The organism is Streptomyces sp. 135, from assembly GCF_020026305.1.
In the GTDB taxonomy this organism is placed as follows: domain Bacteria; phylum Actinomycetota; class Actinomycetes; order Streptomycetales; family Streptomycetaceae; genus Streptomyces.
Window position 1 is genome coordinate 776,215 of record NZ_CP075691.1, and the last position, 18,097, is coordinate 794,311.

The window sequence follows — 18,097 nt, forward strand, 5'->3', positions numbered from 1 at the left end:
GTCGGTGACCACCGAGAGGGAGAAGCCCAGTGAACCTGCCCCGCCAGGGAGGCTTGACCGAGCAGGCTGCCGACGCCGCCATCGACACCTCCTCCCGCATGCTGCGGCTTCCTTCGATCCGCAAGGAGTTCTCCGATATCGCCGAGCGGGCGGCGAAGGAGCAGATGAGCTACCGCGGGTTCCTCGCCGAGCTGCTGATGGCCGAGTGCGACGACCGGGCTCGCCGCCGATCGGAACGGCGGATCAAGGCGGCAAATTTCCCGAGGGAAAAGTCCCTGCGGAGCTTCGGCTTCGACATGAACCCGAACATCGACGCTGCCACCATCCATACCTTGGCCAGCTGCGAGTGGGTCGAGAAGGGAAAGCCGCTCTGCCTGATCGGCGATTCCGGCACCGGCAAATCGCACATGCTGATCGCACTCGGCACCGAGGCCGCGATGAAGGGCTTCCGCGTCCGCTACACGCTCGCCACGAAGCTCGTGAACGAGCTGGTCGAAGCCGCGGACGAGAAGCAGCTGAACAAGACGATCGCCCGCTACGGCCGTGTTGATCTTTTGTGTATCGACGAGCTCGGCTACATGGAACTCGACCGGCACGGGGCCGAGTTGCTGTTCCAGGTTCTGACCGAGCGCGAGGAGGAGAACAGCGTTGCGATCGCCTCCAACGAGTCCTTCGGCGGCTGGACCAAGACCTTCACCGACCCCCGTCTCTGCGCGGCCATCGTCGACCGTCTGACCTTCAACGGCACCATCATCGAGACCGGCACCGACTCCTACCGCCTCGCCTCCACCCGGGCCAAGGCCGAGGAACCCGCCAAGGTCGGCTGACACCTGCAGGTTCCGACTCGGTGGCCCGCCGCCCTCACGGGCGGTGGGCCACCGCACCTCCCTTGCGCTGACGATGGTGTGCTGCTGCATCCCGGACTTCCTCGGTGGCCGCCCGAAAGGCAGGGGCAGCGTGAGCGAAGTAGTCGAAGAGAACGGCGCGTTGGTCCGGGGTGTATCGGCTGAGAACCTCGGCGATCTGGCTCCGGGCAGGCCCGACCACGCTTTCGATCCGGTCGAGGGAGTCAGCCACCGGCTCGATGATGACCTTGCGCCGATCATCCGGATCGGTGGCCCGGCGGACGAATCCGGCTCGCTCCAGGCGGTCGATCAAGCGAGTGGTCGCCCCGGTGGTGAGGCCGGTGCATGCGGCCAGTTCTCCCGAGGTGAGCGTGCCTTCCAGCGCGATCTGGCTGAGCGCGTACCACTCGGAGGCGCTCAGCCCCACCGCTTCCGCCCCGGCCATGCCGTGGAGCCCCACGGCGTCGAGGTACTGACGGAAGACCAGGTGCTGGTCGGCCGGCGTCAGGTCTGCCATGTCCCTGGGTACCCCTTGCCTAGATAACTGCACATGTGCAGATAATGCGTACCTGCAATATCTGCACCAGTGTAACTATCTGGAGGCCCTCATGCCCACCACGGACGACCGGAACGCCGTCACCCATGTGATCGCCTCACTCATCGACGCCTGGCGACGCCACGACGCCGACGCGTACGGTGCGCAGTTCACCCAGGACGCCACCTACGTCACCTTCGCCGGCACGTACTACCAGGGCCGCCGCGACATCATCGACAGCCACCGGACGCTGTTCGCCAAGTTCCTTAAGGGCACACAGCTCGCCGACGAGATCCTGGACATCCGCTTCTACGGTCCGGACACCGCCGTGATCACCGGCCGGGGCGACAGCTACAAGGGCGGCAGGCCGAAGAAGCTGACCAAGGTCCAGACCTACACGCTGGTCCGGGAGCCGGACGGCCAGTGGCGCATCGCGGCCTTCCACAACACCAAGCGCAAGCCGCTTATGGAGGCCATCTCCTTCAAGGCCGCCCCCGATCTCGTCCCGGCATCCCAGAAGTGACCGGTGAAGCTGCAGAAAATCCCGCATGTGCAGGCGCCGACACACTCACACCCTCCGGTGACCGGCTGGAGACTCTCGTAGCGCCGGCCGCCGCTCTCGTGGCGCCTCCCCCGGTGTCAGCGGACCGTCACCGTGAAGACGGGCGACAGGGTGGAGCCGCTCTTCATGCGCAGCTCGTTCTTGCCCTTGAGGCCGAGCTTGACGCGCAGGCTGTACGCGCCGGACTTGTCGACGGTCGTGGAGGCGGGCAGCGTCTTCCACGTGCCGCGCTGCTTCTGCTGCAGGCCGACCTTGGTGCCCGCCGTGATGCCGGTGGCCTTGCCGCTGACGCGCAGCTCCTGCCATGCCTTCACGGAGGCCGCCGAGGGCTTGGCTGTCAGCGCGGGCTTCACCGCGGCGGTGGGGCTGTTCCTCTGGGTGCCGAGGCTCTTGCCGGTCGCGACGTCCCAGATGGCGTACGGCGTGCCACCGCCCTGCGTCTTGCTGTACAGGCGCTTGCCGTCGGCGCTCAGGTGCAGGTAGATGCCGTCGTTGACCGTCTGGCCCGGCTTGAGGATCTTGCCGTTGTAGTACGGCTTGCCCTCCTTGACGGTGACGGTGACTCCGGCACCGATATCGATCTTCACGGGCTTGGCGGCGACGACACTCTGTACAGCAGTGCGCTGCTCAGCGGCGGGCGCGCTCGCCAGCGCGGCCGCGGCCGGGGCCAGGAGCGCCGTACCGACGAGGACCGAAACGGCGGCGGTACGCAGGGCGCCGCGGCGGTGGGTGGTGGTACGCATAACGTGGTTCCCCTTCACGGTCATGGACCTGTTCGCACGCACGGCACAGCTCCGCTGGTCGGGCGGCGCCATGCCGGGAGCTGTCCTGTTGACTCTCGCCATCCATGCTGTGCGGCGAGTACACAATCAACCTAGTTGACCGGTCATAACGGATAACCGCAGATCATGTAACAGTGCCCCATAGATCACCGCATGGTCTGCCATCAAGGCAGCACCAGAGGGCTCGACCCGGTCTCACCCCCGGCGGCCGGAGCCCGGCCGCACCGTCACCTGCACCTCCGTTCCGTCGGACGCCCGTACGCGCACCTGTCGTGCCTGCCCGGGCGGCACACTTCTGGCGCTGGGGTGTGCCGTGCGGCCCGACACCTCGATCCGCCAGCCGGTGGGGTTCGGCGGCAGGGACAGCACGGTGGTGCCGGGACGGCGAGTCGACCGGTAGGCGAGGCGGTACGTCGCGCGGGCCGGGTCGTGGGTGTCGGCGCGCACGGTGCCCGCGACCGCCGGGGCGTACGGCGTGACAGTGCGCTCCTTGTTCGTACGCAAGCGGCCGTCGCGGTCGAGGGCGCAGTAGCCGCCGCCGTAGCACCAGACGTAGGCAGCCCAGCCCGAGGAGTAGCGGGCGAAGGAGGCGAGCGCGTCGTCGTGGAAGCGGCGCATGTTCGGCAAGCCGCTGTTCAGCGGGCCCCACTCGCCCACCACGACGGGAACCGAGTGCTCGCGCGGGTATGCGGTGACGGCGTTCTCGTACGCCGTGATCCAGCCGGCCGCCGGGTCGTAATCGGCGCCTGCCTCCATCGCGGTGTTGTAGAAGTGCGGGGCGTAGACGACGCGTTCGTCGGGGATGCGGCCCAGGCCGGTGGGCACGCCTTCGCCGACGATCGGGGTCGGCTCGATGAACAGGCGGTTCGAGCGGTCCCGGGTGCGGATGGCGGCGGCGAGGCGGCGGTACATCGGGGTGAGCTGCGTTGCCTCGATGCGGCGTGCGGCACTCGTCAGGTCCTCGCCCGCGCGCAGCTCCCCCATCGGTTCGTTGATCAGGTCGTAGCCGAACACCGCGGGGTGCCCGCCGAAACGGTCCGCCAGCAGGCGCCACATGCGAGCCTGCGCGCGCCGCAGGTCCGCGTCCTCGTAGAGATGGGTGAAGGCGCGCTGGACGGCGGGTTCGAAGTACTCGGCGAACCAGTCGTCCGGGTGCGGGGTGAACGGCAGCCCGTCGGTCCGCGTCGCCCACTCCGGGATCCCGCGGTGGCCGAACGCGGGCCCGAACACGTCCTGGTGGGCGTCGATGACAACGTAGACACCGTGCTCGTGCGCCCAGTCGAGGATGCGCCGGACCTTGCGCAGGTACGACTCGCTGTAGCGCCCGCGCCGCGGCTCCAGGTCGTCCCAGAAGACCAGCAGGCGGGCGAAGTTGAAGCCGTGGGCCCGCAAGTCGGCGAAGTGCCGCTCGGTGATCGCGCTGAGGGCGTCCCGGCCGTGGTGGATCTTGTCCTCGACGTTCCAGCCGCGCAGGGTGAGTGTGCGTCCGCGGGCGTCGGTGAGGCGAGGTATACCGTCGGTGATGGGGGCGGTTGCGGACCCGCTGCCGGAAGTGGCCCCCGCGACGGCGCCGGAACCGGTGCCGGGGCGCCCACTCCCCGCTCCCGCCGAAGCGGCAGGAGCCAGGCCCGCACCGAGCAGGGCGGTGGCGATCAGGGCGATCAGGGCCACCGGGCCGATGTGCTGCCGCGTGAAGCGCTTGCCCATGACGGACCTCCGGCACTCGGGACCGCGCGGTCACGTACGTGTGTCCGCTCGGTACGCACCGTACGTATCAGGAACCGCTTGCACAGACCAGCGAACCGACAGCGCGGGCGGCCGGGAATCCGTCAGGACGGGTCGGAGCCCGGCACCCCGGCACGCCGGCTCACCCCCGCGCGTCGTTGCTTTCACTCTCCGCGGTGTCGTCCTCGAAGAGGATCGCGTGGACGCGTTGCAGCACGTCGAGGTGGGCGCGGTGGTAGAACTCGACCAGCGCGTGCGCGACGACCGACTCGGCGACCGCCATTTCCCGGCACGAGGAGGATCCCAGGTCCCCGCAACGTGCTGCTCCTGCAGAACCGGCGGGACGCGTCGACCCCGCATCGGGGCGGGAAGATGCTGCGCGAGAAGTTCCGTGACCGGGCGCGGCTGGTCAGCGTCGACGACAGCGGGCACGGCGTGTATGTCCTGGGCGACAACTCCTGCGCGCTGAACACCGCCACGCGCTACCTCGTCGAAGGCGAGATGCCCGCGGAGGACACGTCCTGCCGCGCGGACTGACCTTCCCCGGAGGCCGTCAACGTGGGTCGCCCGTATCGGACAGAAGGGCGTGGAGACGCCGCATCACGTCGACCTGGGCCGGATTGTAGAGATCGGTAATGGCTGTGCGGATGGTGCGAGCGGTGTGCTGCCGGCCGCGCGGGGCGTCCGAGGCGAGGTCGCTCAGCCCGGGATGCCTGGCCCGGAGACCTCGGACGTGAGACACGAGACGCTCAGCGAGACTCTGGCGCGCCTGCTCGTCCGCATCGGCGGGAAGCTCGTCGAATTCGCGTGCCACCGGCTGCGGCTCCTCATGGAGCAAGTCCGCGTAGGCGTCCATCCCACGGGGGCCGAGGACCGTACCGAGGACGGTGACGAAAGAGCGGTCGGGATCAGCAAGCTCTGCTGTCTCGTCCACGGAGGCGAGTCGGAGGGGAAGATCGGCCGTGGCCGTTCTGCGCATGAGGGCGCCGACCTCGGCGCGGGCGTGTTGCAGGCGTTCGATGGCGGCGGCCAACTCCTCGTCGAGAGTCCGTAGATCACGCGGGTCCGGGTCGGAATCCGGGCCGTCACGCATGTCCGCGATCAGACCCGCGCAGGGGAGAGCGGGCTCCCGCAGCGGGCCGTTGAGCTGAGGGAAGATCCCGGCGGACGACGCCGTACTACGTCTCGGGTACCTGGAGCGGAGTGGTTGGTTCGGTTCACGGCCGAGTCGGCCCGGCGGGTGGTGCGGGGCCGGTGGAGAGGACGCGGTCGACGGCGGCGTCGAGGGTCTCGGTCTCGGCGATGAGGACGGATTCGCGGGTGGGCAGGGCGCGTTCGACCGAGAGTCCGTTGAGGACGGTGAGAAGGAACCTGACGTTGCGGGTGTGGTCTCCCGGGGAAAGCGCGCCTTCCTCGGCGAGCACGGTCAGCCAGTGTTCGACTCGGCGCTCCGCCTCCCGCTCATGGCCGAGGTATGCGGCGCGTACCTGTTCGGTCGGCTCGGATTCGATGAAGGCCCGATACATCGTGCCCCAGGTGGTTCGCGCGTCCTCGTTGGTGCCGAGCGGTGCGAGAACCTGCCGCAGGCAGTTCAGCAGCCGTTCGCGGGGCGGCAGTGTCTGGTCCCGGATCGGGTCGCCGGGCAGCAGGTGTTCGTAGATCCGCGCGAGCAAGCTGTCCTGCAGGGCGCGCTGGGTGGGGAAGTGGAACCTCAGCGAGCCGGTGCTCACTCCCGCACGCGCGGCGACCGCGCGCACGCTCAGCTTCGCCGCCATGTCCTCACTGATCATCTCCGCAGCGGCCTGCAGGATCTTCTCGCGTGTTTCCATGCTCCGCTCGCGAACATCGCTGTGCGCTGCATGGACTCACCCCGTCCGACGCCGGAGGAACAGACCGCGCTCGCACGCAAGATCGGGGAGGCCGCTCCGATGTTCGACATCGACGTGTTCACGGCGGGCAACTACCACAGCGAATGCGAGGCGTGGCCCGCGCCGCCGACACGTGACGAACCCTGGCTCGCCGATGTCGAAGGCCTCCCCGAGACGCTCGTCGTGTCGGTCACCGGCGATCCTGCGACACCGCACGAGGGTGGCATCGCGATGGCGCGAGCTCTCGGCGGAAGTCTGCTCACCGTCGACGGCAAGCAGCACGGCGCCTATATCCTCGGCGGCAGTAAGTGCGTCGACGACGTGGTCAGTGAGTATCTCCTCGACCCCGAAACCCCGCCCGCCGACGCCCGTTGCAGCCTGTGACACGCTCGACTCCGGCAGCAACTGCCCCGCGTGGTGCTGATGACTCGCGGGCCTGACCCGACAGGCCTTGCGCCGGTTCGCAACCATGCCGTGCTCCCCGCGCCCGCGGGGATGGTCCCGAGGGCATGCTGCCCCCCCCAGACAGTGGAGTCGACGCTTCGACGTCACTCGCCAAGTGCGACGAGCGGTTCCCGGGGCCGTGTCCGAAGAAGCGGACCACGTCAGGTGCGGCGTCCTATGGTGCCGGGGACTTTACCGATCGCCTACCGGGGCAAGTGGCCATGCGGGGCACCCGCTCGCTTCTATCCCGTCGCATGGCTCTGCGAGGACCACCGGCCGGAGTCGATTGCACGGGCGGCCCGCGGGAAAACGCACTCCCTGCTCATCGTTTACAGTCCAAAGAAGCTCGGGTTCTTCTAAAGCGCCAGGTCAGCTGCCTATGGCGAGCTCGTGCGCTGGTCATGGCGTCATGTGCGGGCACCGCACGCCGCCGGCCGGGAAAGCGATGTCCATCTCCTCCTCCATCGCGCCGAAGAAGCGTCGTCCATCGAGCGACTGCCGCGACGTGGACCATGTGTAACCAGCGCACGGCTCCATGGCGGTGTGCAGGGCATGACGACCGACGCCCTGCCCCTGCCAGTGACTGGCGACGGCGATGTTGACCACGTACCCGACGCGGCACACATGACAGACCTGGTACTCGAGGCAGCCCACCAGGCGGCGGCCCGCGTCCAGCACTGATACGGCCTGGCGGCCCGCGGGCAGCACCGCGGACACGTACTCGAAGCTGACCTGACGACTCACTGCGTTCGCCCCCGCCTACGACAACTCGCGTGGTCCGACGTCAGCGGTTGAGACGCTGCGCCGGGGCGGAACAGATGCCCGTAGTCATGCAAGTCGAAAATCTCGGGTACGTGGCCGTGAACCTCGTAAGAGCACCCGAACAGCGCAAGGGCGCCGCATGGCGAGCGGGCCCGTCCACACCAAGGCGCGAGGTGTGGACGGGCCCGCTCAGGAGCTGGGTCGCCGGGGGGGGCGGTCAGACTGTGGTCTTCACCGACTCGTCTTCGTGGTCTCCGTCGCCCTCGATGACTTCGTGGGCGTTGCGAGCTCGGACGAACTCCAGGAACGAGTTCAGCTCACGCTTGACGACCGGGGCGAGGAGGTACAGGCCGATGATGTTGATGACGGCGAGCATGAAGAGCACCGCGTCGGCCATGCCGATCAGGGTCTCCAGCGTCAGCAGGGAACCCGCGACCGCGAACAGCGTGTAGAGGACCTTGAAGGTCAGTTCGCTGCCCCTGGTGCGGCCGAAGAGGTACGTCCAGGCCTTAAGGCCGTAGTAGCCCCAGGTGAGCACGGTGGAGACGGCGAACAGCAGCACCGCGACGGTGAGGATGTACGGGAACCAGGGCATCACGGTGCCGAAGGCGTCGGAGGTGATGGTGACACCGCCGATGGACTCACCGTTGCTCTTGCGGGCCTCGGCCCAGCTGGCCGGGTTGGCGATGACGATGGTCAGCGCGGTCATCGTGCAGATGACGACGGTGTCGATGAACGGCTCCAGCAGGGCGACCAGGCCCTCGCTGGCGGGGTGCTTGGTCTTGACCGCGGAGTGGGCGATCGGGGCGGAGCCGAGGCCGGCCTCGTTGGAGAACGCGGCCCGTTGGAAGCCGATGATCAGCGCGCCGATGACACCGCCGGCGACACCCTGGGGGTTGAACGCGCCCTCGATGATCGTGCCGATCGCGGCCGGCAGGGCGGAGACGTGGACCAGGATGACGACCAGGCAGGCCACGATGTAGATGCCGGCCATGGCGGGGACGAGCCTGCTGGTCACGTTGGCGATGGAGCGGATGCCGCCGAGCAGCACGATCCCGACGAGCGCGGCGATGAGGATGCCGAAGAACAGCGCACCGGCGGAGGAGCCCATCAGGCCGTCCTCGCCGCCGGTGACGGAGACGAGCTGGGCGTAGGACTGGTTGACCTGGAAGAGGTTTCCGCCGAAGAGGCCGAAGAACAGGATCATGAAGGAGGCGAGGACGGCCAGGACCTTGCCGAGCGTCTTGCCGTTCTTGCCGAAGCGGTCGGCCAGGCCCTTGGGCAGGTAGTGCATCGGGCCGCCGGAGACGGTGCCGTCGGCGTGCACCTCGCGGTACTTCACGCCCAAGGTGACCTCGACGAACTTGGTGGCCATGCCCAGCAGGCCGCACAGGATCATCCAGAAGGTGGCGCCGGGGCCACCGATGGATACGGCGACGGCCACGCCGGCGATGTTGCCCAGTCCGACCGTGCCCGAGACGGCGGCGGTCAGCGCCTGGAAGTGGTTGACCTCACCGGCCGACCCCTTCTCGTCGTACTTCCCGCGCACCACGTCGACGGCGAGTCTGAATTTCCTGACCTGCACAAGACCGAACCAGGCGGTGAAGACCAGACCTGCGATGACGAGCCAGGCAACGATGAGGGGCAGCTCCGTACCGGCGACGGGGACGGAGTAGAAGACGACCTCCCCGAGCCAGGTGGCTATGGGCTCGAAGAACCCGCTGACGGCCTCGTCAACGGAAGTGGTGATGGAGTCGAGTGACACGGTGGCTACCTCGATGGCGCAGGGCCGGCGCCGGGGGTTGCGCCGGAAGATGTGCGGTCTTTGAGCGAACGCCGTTGTCCGATCGGCGACCCTGGGCTCACGTGCCGCGGACTCGGAACGTGATCACCCTGGTCGTACTGCCGGTGCGTGCCGGCCGCTCCGTGTCGCGGCGAGGGGTGGTGCCACCTGCGGAGTTGCGCAGTTCTACCACGACCTTTACGGATTCTTTAGTGATGCAGATCACATCACCATGCGTAATATTCGAAACTCCCAGCGAACGAAACCAGACCGTTATTCAGATGGCCTGATCCGTTCATCGGACACTTATTCCTCGCACGATGGCCGCGAGCACGGCGGTGCTCGCGGCCATCGTCTTCGCTCCGCGGGTCAGACCGTCTTCACTCCGCGGCTCAGACCGTCTTGCTGAGGCGGTCGGCCAGCAGGGCGGCGAAGCGGGCCGGGTCGGCCAGGTCGCCGCCTTCGGCGAGCAGGGCGGTGCCGTACAGCAGCTCGGCCGTGCCCTTCAGCTCCGGGTCGTCGGGCCGCTTGTCGTGGGCCGTCCTGACCGCGCTGACCAGCGGGTGCTTCGGGTTCAGCTCAAGGATGCGCTTGACCGAGGGGATCTCCTGGCCCATCGCCTTGTACATCTTCTCCAGGGCCGGCGTGATGCCGTCGGTGTCGCTGACCAGGCACGCCGGTGAGGTCGTGAGCCGGGTCGTCAGACGCACCTCCTTGACGTCGTCGAGCGTCTCGTTGAGCCAGGTCAGCACTGCCGCGTACTCCCCCGCCTCCTCCGGCGACGGCTCCTCCTCGGAGGGCAGGTCCACCGCGCCGCGGGTGATGGACTGCAGCTCCTTGCCCTCGTAGTCACGGACCGCCTCGACCCAGATCTCGTCCACCGGGTCGGTGAGCAGCAGGACCTCGTACCCCTTGGCCCGGAAGGCCTCCATGTGCGGGGAGTTCTCGATCTGTGCGCGGCTGTCGCCGGTCATGAAGTAGATCTTGTCCTGGCCCTCCGGCATCCGGGCGAGGTAGTCGGCCAGAGTGGTGGGCTCTTCACCGGCGGTGGAGGCGAAGGAGGCGATGTCGAGAATCGCCTTGTGGTCCTCCGTCCGGTCGAGGAGTCCCTCCTTGACGGCGGGTCCGAACTCGCGCCAGAACGTGCGGTACTTCTCGGCGTCCTTGCTCATCAGGTCCTTGATGGACGCCAGGATCTTCTTCGCCAGGCGGCGGCGGATGAGCTGGATGTGCCGGTCCTGCTGGAGGATCTCGCGGGAGATGTTCAGCGACAGGTCGGCCGCGTCCACGACGCCCTTGACGAAGCGCAGGTGGTCGGGCAGGAGTTCACGGCTGTCGTCCAGGATGAACACACGCTTGACGTACAGCTGGAGGCCGTGGCGGGCGTCCCGCTGGTAGAGGTCGTGCGGAGCCCGTGACGGCAGGAACAGCAGAGCCTCGTACTCGAAGGTGCCCTCGGCCCGCATCTGGATGATGTCGAGCGGGTCCGTCCAGTCGTGGCTGATGTGCCGGTAGAACTCCCGGTACTCCTCCTCGCTCACGTCCGAGCGGGGACGGGCCCAGAGCGCCTTCATCGAGTTGAGGGTGGACTCCCCCATCCGGACGGGGAACGAGATGAAGTCCGAGTACCGCTTGACGATCTCCCGGATCTTCGCTTCGTCGGTGTAGTCGTAGAGCGCGTCCTCCTCGTCGGCGGGCCGCAGGTGTACGCGGATCGACGTGCCCTCGGGTACGTCCTCGACGTCCTCGACGGTTTCGACCGTGTACGTGCCGTCGCCCTCCGACTCCCAGCGCACTCCCGTCGGCTCGCCGGCCTTGCGGGTGAGCAGCGTGACCTTGTCGGCGACCATGAACACCGAGTAGAAGCCGACGCCGAACTGGCCGATCAGCTCGGCCGACTCCTTGTTCTCCTTGAGCCGTCGCAGCGTCTCGGCCGTGCCGGACCTGGCGATGGTGCCGATCAGCCCCACGACCTCGTCGCGCGTCATGCCGATGCCGTTGTCCCGCACGGTCAGCGTGCGGGCCTCCTTGTCGGCCTCGATCCGGATGTGCAGGTCGTCCGCCTTGAGACTGTCGTCCTTCAGGCCGGCCAAGCGCCGCTTGTCCAGGGCGTCAGAGGCGTTGGAGATGAGTTCGCGAAGGAAGATGTCCTTGTTCGAGTAGATCGAGTGGACCATCAGCTCCAACAGCTGCCGCGCCTCGGCCTGGAACTCCAGCGTCTCGGTACTCATGACTTCCCTTCTGGTCGGTTCGTCTGTGCGACGCCAACATTTTCCGTCAACATTTTCATGGGTGCCGCAAGGTCGCCGACCCGCACAGCGTCCAGCCCCAGCACGTCGTCGGTGACCAGGCACGGGCTATGCGCCGTCGTCGCCGTCGCGCAGGGAATGAATCACGCTCCGCAGGATCCGGAACGCGCCTGCCTGTTCGGCCTCGGTCATGCCGGCCAGCATTCTGACCTCGACGGACCGGACCGCCACGGTCGCCTCCTCCAGGCTCCGGCGGCCGCGAGGCGTGAGGCGTGAGGCGCGTGGGAAGGGCCTTCCCGACGGGCGCTTCCGCGGGCCTGGTCACGTAGCCCTCTCGTTCCAGGGCCTGGAGCAGCACGTTCATCGACTGCCGCGTCACGAACGCGCCCCGCGCGAGCTCGGAGTTCGACAAGCTCGGCCGCTCATGCCCGCCACCGGTCCTGACTTCATCTCGCTCCAAGCGCGCGACCTCGGCCCCTCGCAGGCGTTCTACGAGCGGTACCTCGGCCTCGTCCGCTCACCGGCCGGACCTCCGCACGCCGTCGTCTTCGAGACCAAGCCGATCGCGTTCGCGCTCCGCGACATCGTTCCCGGCACTGATCTCGCATCCGTCGTCCGGCCCGGCATCGGGGCCGCGATCTGGCTCCACGCCACGGACGTCGCGGCCATCCACGACGCTCTCGCCGCCGATGGTCACACCATCGTCTCCGCACCGGTCGACGGCCCCTTCGGCCGGGCCTTCACCTTCGCCGACCCCGACGGCTACCACGTCACGCTCCACGACCGCGCCTGACGAGCCGGACGCCACCGACGGTCACCGTTCTCCCGAAGCCGCCATCGAGGCAATCAGCCACAGGCACCGGCTCACCTGGGGCTGATGGCGATGCCCTCGGGGTTGTGGCCGGTGCGCAGGGTCACCCGCACCTTCGTGAGCGTCGGGTCGATCACCGAAACGCTGTCGGAGTCCTCGTTGGTGACCCAGACCCGGCTGCCGCCCGGACTGACCGCCACGCCCTGCGGCGTCTTGCCCACGGGAACCTGGGAAAGGACACCGCCCGTCGCGGTGTCGATGACAAGGAGGCTGTCGGCCCCGGAATCCGCGGCGTACAGCCGTCGCCCGTCGGGGCTGACCCCGAGGCCGAGCGGGGCCTTGCCGACCGGCCAGGTGGCCACCACCTTGCGGGTGACCGGGTCAATGGCCGAGATGCTCCCGGAACCCGTGTTGGCGACGTACACCCTGTCCCCCTTCACCGTGGCAACGATTCCGCTGGGGAAATCACCCACGGGGATCTGGGCCACGGGCTCATGTGCCTTGGACAGGACGGTCACGTTGTTGGTGCCGCTGTTGGTGACGAGAGTGGTCCCGTCGGGCAAGGTGGCGACGCTGTGCGGGAGTTCACCGACCGCGGGCGTCGCGATGACTTTGCGGCTGGCCGTGTCGATGACGGACACGTTGTCGCTGCCCCAGTTCGCCGCGAACACCTGGCTCCCGTCACGGCTCGGAAAGGCCGAGAACGGATAGGAACCGACCGGCACGGTGGCCACGGCCTTGTGACTGGTCGTCTCGATGAAGGTGACCGAGTCGGACAGGCCGTTCGCCACGTACACATGAGAGCCGTCGGGGGCCGCGCCCACGCCGGTCGGTCCGCTGCCCACCGTCGTGGTGGTGACCGGCCTCTCAAGACGGACGTCGAAGGAGGAGGCCGTACCGGAACCGCTGTTGGCCACGTACGCGACGATGCGCATCGGGAAGCCCTTGTCGGGCTCGGCCTTCGACGCGGGTCGTGGCGACGGGGGTGGCGCGGCGGGCGCGAAGCCGAGCATCAGACGGATACGGACGCGGGTACGGGTACGGACGCGGGAGCGGCGGTGGCTGACTGCGGCGGCGAGTCGACGAGCACCGTAGGGGCAGCCGAATCCGAGGAATCTCAGCATGGATCCACCTTCTGTGGCTGTGCGGGAGGTCTTGGACGGACGCGCTTGGTCAACGCCCGTCGTGCCTGTCCTGCACGGCCGAAGAATGGCCCGCCAAGCGCCGTGAGGCGAGCGTCGCCGCCGTGCTCGTACGCGAATCGCAGCGTGAGCGGGCTGCGGCTTCGGTCACGCGGTGCGTTCCAGTGGACGAGCGAATTGGTTGCGGGCCGTGCGATTTGCTGGTCGAGCCGACGGGCGCGACGTCGGTGGCGAACTTCTCGTACGGCCACCTCGGCGCGCGTGGCGACCAGGACCGTGTACCGAGCCGACAGGCCGGGGTCGCTCCAGGTCAGCTCGACGGGCCAGGCACCGGACTCCGCCGGCGGCTCCCGCCGCTGTCCGCCCGTCCCGAGCCGCCTCCGCTCGCCGCCGCCGTGGCGCAGACGGGGCGGCTCCGGGCGGCGTAGGAGCGGGCGGCCGCGAGGAGGGCGAAGCCCAGGCCGCCGAAGGCCGTTCCGCCGATGGCGGCCAGCCAGAGGGTGCCGGAGAGGGTGGCGCCGAGATCCGTGTCGGGTTCGGGGGCCGGCAACACTCCGAAGGCGGCGAGCGGGGCGTAGATCACCAGGAACACTCCGTACACCGACAGGCCGAAGCCGGTGAGCCAGGCCGGGACCAGGGGCAGCAGGCGCGGTACGCGGCGTCCGGAGAGGATCGGTGTCCAGCGGGGGAACACCTGCCCCCACGGATACATCAGCCCGGTCAGCAGAAAGAGTCCGAGCCCCGCGGCAAGCACGGTGACGTCGATGCCCGCCTCGGCGAGCGCCTTTGCCGCGTCCGATCCGCCGGAGTTCGATGCCTTCCACTTCTCGGCCGTGATGCCGAACGCGTCGCCGCCCAGCGTCCAGACGGTCTTCGCTCCGGCCCACGGCAGCATCCCGCACATCAGCAGGTACGCCAGTTTTCTGGTGCGCCGGGGGGCGGTCGTGGCGCGCGGATGGATGAGCGGGGCGTCGTGGCCGCCGGTGTGCCTCTGTCCGCAGCGGGGGCAGGTACCGGCCAGCCGTCGGCGGTAGGAGAGCGCGACGAGGACGAGGACTGCGGTGAAGGCCGTGCTCAGCAGCACGTGGGCCAGGCCAGTGGCGCTCTCCAGCCCCGCACCGGCCGCCAGGGTGACGAAGTAGGCGGGAAGGCCGGTCGCGCCCATCGCGAACACCGGGGTGGTCAGGATGAATGCACCCCACACCGCTGTTCGGCCAGGCCGGTCCAGCTGTCGTCGCCTGGTGGCCAGGCAGGCGACACCCGCGGCGAGGGCCAGGCCGGCCAGGGTCAGCTGGACCATCGGCGCGTAGGAGGTGTACGGGGTGAAGGGCACCGTGGTCCCCGTCACGGCCCAAGTGGCCTCGATGACGGCGTATATCGCGCCGCAGGACGCCGCCGCGGCAGGCGCCCACTCGGGCCACCGCCGCGGCCACCCGGCCCAGAGGGGCGTCCGGGCGAGGCGCGGCGTCCCCTCACGTGTCTGTGTCGCTTCGGGCGCGGCCACTGTGACCTCCGGCTTCCGTGATCTGGCCATTCATGTTCCGCCGGCTCCGCTCCGGCCACGTCAGCCCCACGGGCCATTCCCCTCCCCCGCGCGAGGGAGGGGCGACCGAACCCCTGTCGTCGGATACCTGCGAGCGAGTACGAAGCCCGTGTGAACAGATCGGCCCCTTCGTTGACACGTACATGAGCCCTGCGTCAGGCTCCCCGCCATGCAGCCCCTCGCCGACCCGACGGTCACGCTCGTGGCGCGCCGCCATGTCGACCTGGTCCGTGTGGCGAGCGCGATCTGTCGCCGCGCTTCCTGAACCCGATCCCCTCCCTCATGCCATCTCCGGGCACGTGACGCCGTGACGCCTCGGCGCGCCGTGCCCCGTTCAGGAGCGCACTGTGTCCTCGTACGAATCCAAGCTGTCCCGCCGCGCCTTCGGGGGCGCCATCGGTGCCACCGCCGCGGCCGTCGGACTTCCGGCCGCCGGGGCCCGGGCCGCGGTCGGGCCCCGGGAGCAGCCGTTCCGCGCCGCCCCGCACCGCCGCTCCAAGCGGCCCAACATCCTCTTCATCCTCGGCGACGACCTCGGCTGGGCCGATCTCTCCGCCTACGGCTCGCCGCACATCAAGACCCCGAACCTGGACCGCCTCGCACACCAAGGCGTGCGGTTCACGGACGCCTACTCCGGCTCGGCGACCTGCTCACCCACCCGCTTCAGCCTCTATACCGGGCGCTTTCCCGGGCGTACGGAGGGCGGCCTCGCGGAGCCCATCGCGGACAGGTCCACGGGCCTCGCACCGGCGCATCCGACGCTCGCCTCGCTGCTGCGCGACGCCGGATACGCGACGGCGCTGATCGGCAAGTGGCACTGCGGCCATCTGCCGGACCACTCCCCCACGAAGTCGGGCTGGGACGAGTTCTTCGGGAACTTCGGCGGGGCCCTCGAGTACTACTCGAAGCTGGGGCTCGGCGGCGAGTACGACCTCTATGAAGGCGACGTCGAGTACAAGGACCTGCGGTACTACACGCGGATCCTGACCGAGCGGGCCGGGGAGTACATCCGGCGCGGGCACGGCCGGCCGTGGCTGCTCAACCTCAACTTCACCACCCCGCACTGGCCTTGGATCGCCGACGGGGACGAGGCGGAGAGCGCCGAGATCGTACGGCGGATCAAGGCGGGCGAGAAGGGAGCGCTGTGGCACCAGGACGGCGGTTCCGTGGCGAAGTACACGCAGCTGGTGCAGGACCTGGACCGGTCGGTCGGCGAGGTGCTGCGCGCACTGAAGACGTCCGGGCAGGAGCGGGACACCCTCGTCTTCTTCGCCTCGGACAACGGCGGTGAGCGCTTCTCGTACAACTGGCCGCTGTCCGGCGGCAAGGGCTCGCTGAAAGAGGGCGGCATCCGCGTGCCGACCCTCGTACGCTGGCCCGCGCGGATCGACGGCGGGCAGGTCAGCCACGAGCCCGTCTTCACCCCCGACTGGACGGCGACGCTCCTGGAGATCGGCGGGGCGCGGCCGGACCCCGCGTATCCGCTGGACGGCACGAGCCTCGCCCCGTACCTGCTGAGGGGCGCGGAGCTCGCCGAGCGGGAGCTGTTCTGGCGGGTCAGGGGCGAGCGGGCGCTGCGGCGCGGGGAGTGGAAGTACTACCGGGGCAAGGGCGGCCCGGACCAGCTGTTCAACCTCGCCGATGACCAGCGGGAGCAGGCCGACCGGGCGGCCGCGGAGCCCGGACTGCTGGCGGAGCTGCGTACGGCGTGGGAGCGGACGGACAAGGAGCTGCTGCCTTACCCCGCCCGTCCCTGACGCCGCAGCGGACGGTCTGCCCGGAACCTTCGCGGGGCGGAGGAACTCCTGCGGGGTACGGTGGGCGCGGCGGTGCCGGGGGGGCGAGAAGTCCGGCATGTCCGTGGCTGGTGGAGCGGACGCCACGGCGAGTGCGACTCTACGGACGACGCCCTCAACTGACAGCGGGACAGACCCGCTTCGAGCCGAGCGGCACCTGAAGCGGAGAGGCAGGGAGCACAATGCGTTACGTCATCATCGGGTCCGGAGCGGTCGGCGGTTCGATCGGGGGGCGGCTGCACGAGAGCGGCCGGTCCGTCGTCCTGGTGGCCCGAGGCGCGCACTTCGAGGCGCTGCGCGACAACGGGCTGCGGCTCACGGTCCCCACCGGCACGCTCACCCTCGGCATACCCGTCGTGGCACGGCCCGAGGACGTCGAACTGCGGGCGGACGACGTGCTCGTACTCGCCGTCAAGACCCAGGACAGCGTGGCGGCGCTGGACGCGTGGGCCGGGCGGCCGGTGGCGGGCGGCGGCACGGCGGGTGAACGCCTGCCCCTGGTGTGCGCCCAGAACGGCGTGGAGAACGAGCGCCTGGCGCTGCGCCGCTTCCGCGACGTGTACGGCGTCTGCGTCATCCTGCCCAGCACGTATCTGAACCCCGGTGAGGTCGTCGCGCCCTGCGGCCCGTACACCGGCGCCCTGGTCATCGGCCGGTACGGGACAGCCGTCGGCCGGCAGGGGTCGGACGCGGACGACACCGCCCGGCGGATCGCGCGGGACCTGGAGAAGGCGCACTTCCTGGCCCCGGTGGCGGCGGACGTGATGCGCTGGAAGTACGGCAAGCTCCTCGCCAACCTCGCCAACGTGGTCGAAGCCGTGTGCGGCTCCGCCTCGGACGCCGCCGCCCAGGACCTGGTCGCCCGGGCGAAGGCCGAGGGCGCCGCCGTCCTCGACGCCGCGGGCATCGCCTACGCGAGCGGTGCCGAGCTCGCCGAGCTGCGCAGCGGGACGGTGGACCCGCAGCCGGTCCCCGGCGAGCGCACCCGCGGCTCGTCCTGGCAGAGCCTGGCGCGGGGCGCGGGATCGATCGAGACGGACTACCTCAACGGGGAGTTGGTGCTGCTCGGCCGGGAGCACGGCGTGCCCACCCCGGTGAACGCGGCGCTTCAGGCCGCCGCCCGGGAGAGCGTGCGCCAGGCCCGGGAGCCGGGCAGCCTGACGGCCGAGGAACTGATCGGGCGCATAGCCGCATAGCCGCATAACCGCATGCCGTGTAGCCGTGTAGCCGTGTGGCTATGGGTCGTCGGG

19 protein-coding genes and 1 pseudogene are annotated in these 18,097 nt (G+C 69.3%); 8 read left to right on the forward strand and 12 right to left on the reverse strand.

Annotated elements, in window-relative coordinates; all coding sequences use genetic code 11:
- Nucleotides 1-29: 29 nt before the first annotated feature.
- Nucleotides 30-827: an IS21-like element helper ATPase IstB gene (gene istB, locus KKZ08_RS03560; RefSeq protein WP_223773040.1), complete on the forward strand. Its 798-nt coding sequence runs from the start codon at nt 30-32 to the stop codon at nt 825-827.
- Between the two features lie 34 nt (nt 828-861).
- Here the strand turns inward: istB and KKZ08_RS03565 are convergent, their stop codons facing one another.
- Nucleotides 862-1,362, reverse strand: coding sequence for a MarR family transcriptional regulator (locus tag KKZ08_RS03565; protein ID WP_223773041.1), 501 nt, complete (start codon nt 1,360-1,362; stop codon nt 862-864).
- 91 nt (nt 1,363-1,453) lie between these two features.
- Between KKZ08_RS03565 and KKZ08_RS03570 the strand changes: the two genes are divergently transcribed.
- Nucleotides 1,454-1,903 (forward strand): SgcJ/EcaC family oxidoreductase, encoded by a 450-nt coding sequence (locus tag KKZ08_RS03570; protein ID WP_223773042.1) that lies wholly within the window; start codon nt 1,454-1,456, stop codon nt 1,901-1,903.
- Between the two features lie 116 nt (nt 1,904-2,019).
- On the opposite strand, the gene KKZ08_RS38915 is transcribed toward KKZ08_RS03570, so the two are convergent.
- The 3 genes from KKZ08_RS38915 to KKZ08_RS03585 all read right to left on the reverse strand — a co-directional run bounded on the left by KKZ08_RS38915 (nt 2,020) and on the right by KKZ08_RS03585 (nt 4,732).
- Entirely contained in the window at nt 2,020-2,685 is a 666-nt protein-coding gene (locus KKZ08_RS38915) for a hypothetical protein (protein WP_320591750.1), read from the reverse strand.
- Nucleotides 2,686-2,919: 234 nt separating this feature from the next.
- A complete protein-coding gene (locus KKZ08_RS03580) occupies nt 2,920-4,431 on the reverse strand; it encodes a cellulase family glycosylhydrolase (RefSeq protein ID WP_223773043.1) in 1,512 nt (503 codons plus the stop codon).
- A 160-nt stretch (nt 4,432-4,591) separates the two neighbouring features.
- The gene (locus KKZ08_RS03585) at nt 4,592-4,732 is read right to left on the reverse strand and encodes a hypothetical protein (protein WP_223779370.1); all 141 of its coding nucleotides are present in this window, start codon (nt 4,730-4,732) and stop codon (nt 4,592-4,594) included.
- Nucleotides 4,733-4,767: 35 nt separating this feature from the next.
- Between KKZ08_RS03585 and KKZ08_RS03590 the strand changes: the two genes are divergently transcribed.
- Nucleotides 4,768-4,986, forward strand: coding sequence for an alpha/beta hydrolase (locus tag KKZ08_RS03590; RefSeq protein WP_263303328.1), 219 nt, complete (start codon nt 4,768-4,770; stop codon nt 4,984-4,986).
- Nucleotides 4,987-5,002: 16 nt separating this feature from the next.
- Here KKZ08_RS03590 and KKZ08_RS03595 read toward each other — a convergent pair whose 3' ends face one another.
- Nucleotides 5,003-5,542, reverse strand: a complete 540-nt coding sequence (locus KKZ08_RS03595) for a MerR family transcriptional regulator (RefSeq protein ID WP_223773044.1) — start codon at nt 5,540-5,542, stop codon at nt 5,003-5,005.
- Nucleotides 5,543-5,666: 124 nt separating this feature from the next.
- The gene (locus KKZ08_RS03600; RefSeq protein ID WP_223773045.1) at nt 5,667-6,278 is read right to left on the reverse strand and encodes a TetR/AcrR family transcriptional regulator; all 612 of its coding nucleotides are present in this window, start codon (nt 6,276-6,278) and stop codon (nt 5,667-5,669) included.
- 30 nt (nt 6,279-6,308) lie between these two features.
- On the opposite strand from KKZ08_RS03600, the gene KKZ08_RS03605 reads away from it, so the two are divergent.
- On the forward strand, nt 6,309-6,701 hold the full coding sequence (locus tag KKZ08_RS03605) for an alpha/beta hydrolase (RefSeq protein WP_223773046.1): 393 nt from the start codon (nt 6,309-6,311) through the stop codon (nt 6,699-6,701).
- 459 nt (nt 6,702-7,160) lie between these two features.
- On the opposite strand, the gene KKZ08_RS03610 is transcribed toward KKZ08_RS03605, so the two are convergent.
- The 4 genes and pseudogenes from KKZ08_RS03610 to KKZ08_RS03625 all read right to left on the reverse strand — a co-directional run.
- Entirely contained in the window at nt 7,161-7,505 is a 345-nt protein-coding gene (locus tag KKZ08_RS03610) for a GNAT family N-acetyltransferase (protein ID WP_223773047.1), read from the reverse strand.
- Nucleotides 7,506-7,740: 235 nt separating this feature from the next.
- On the reverse strand, nt 7,741-9,288 hold the full coding sequence (locus KKZ08_RS03615) for an alanine/glycine:cation symporter family protein (RefSeq protein WP_223773048.1): 1,548 nt from the start codon (nt 9,286-9,288) through the stop codon (nt 7,741-7,743).
- A gap of 410 nt (nt 9,289-9,698) precedes the next feature.
- A complete protein-coding gene (gene htpG, locus KKZ08_RS03620) occupies nt 9,699-11,537 on the reverse strand; it encodes a molecular chaperone HtpG (protein WP_223773049.1) in 1,839 nt (612 codons plus the stop codon).
- Between the two features lie 126 nt (nt 11,538-11,663).
- Nucleotides 11,664-11,979: pseudogene (locus KKZ08_RS03625) on the reverse strand (MarR family transcriptional regulator); the annotation flags it as partial.
- Here KKZ08_RS03625 and KKZ08_RS03630 point away from each other — a divergent pair.
- The gene (locus tag KKZ08_RS03630; RefSeq protein WP_223773050.1) at nt 11,980-12,348 is read left to right on the forward strand and encodes a VOC family protein; all 369 of its coding nucleotides are present in this window, start codon (nt 11,980-11,982) and stop codon (nt 12,346-12,348) included.
- A 71-nt stretch (nt 12,349-12,419) separates the two neighbouring features.
- Here KKZ08_RS03630 and KKZ08_RS03635 read toward each other — a convergent pair whose 3' ends face one another.
- A complete protein-coding gene (locus tag KKZ08_RS03635) occupies nt 12,420-13,490 on the reverse strand; it encodes a beta-propeller fold lactonase family protein (protein WP_223773051.1) in 1,071 nt (356 codons plus the stop codon).
- A gap of 328 nt (nt 13,491-13,818) precedes the next feature.
- Nucleotides 13,819-15,042, reverse strand: a complete 1,224-nt coding sequence (locus tag KKZ08_RS03640; RefSeq protein WP_223773052.1) for a hypothetical protein — start codon at nt 15,040-15,042, stop codon at nt 13,819-13,821.
- A 178-nt stretch (nt 15,043-15,220) separates the two neighbouring features.
- Between KKZ08_RS03640 and KKZ08_RS38920 the strand changes: the two genes are divergently transcribed.
- The 3 genes from KKZ08_RS38920 (at nt 15,221) to KKZ08_RS03650 (ending at nt 18,043) form a co-directional block, all read left to right on the forward strand.
- On the forward strand, nt 15,221-15,316 hold the full coding sequence (locus KKZ08_RS38920; RefSeq protein WP_320591742.1) for a putative leader peptide: 96 nt from the start codon (nt 15,221-15,223) through the stop codon (nt 15,314-15,316).
- Nucleotides 15,317-15,398: 82 nt separating this feature from the next.
- Nucleotides 15,399-16,808: a sulfatase-like hydrolase/transferase gene (locus KKZ08_RS03645; RefSeq protein WP_223773053.1), complete on the forward strand. Its 1,410-nt coding sequence runs from the start codon at nt 15,399-15,401 to the stop codon at nt 16,806-16,808.
- A gap of 221 nt (nt 16,809-17,029) precedes the next feature.
- On the forward strand, nt 17,030-18,043 hold the full coding sequence (locus KKZ08_RS03650) for a 2-dehydropantoate 2-reductase N-terminal domain-containing protein (protein WP_223773054.1): 1,014 nt from the start codon (nt 17,030-17,032) through the stop codon (nt 18,041-18,043).
- Nucleotides 18,044-18,097: the final 54 nt, after the last annotated feature.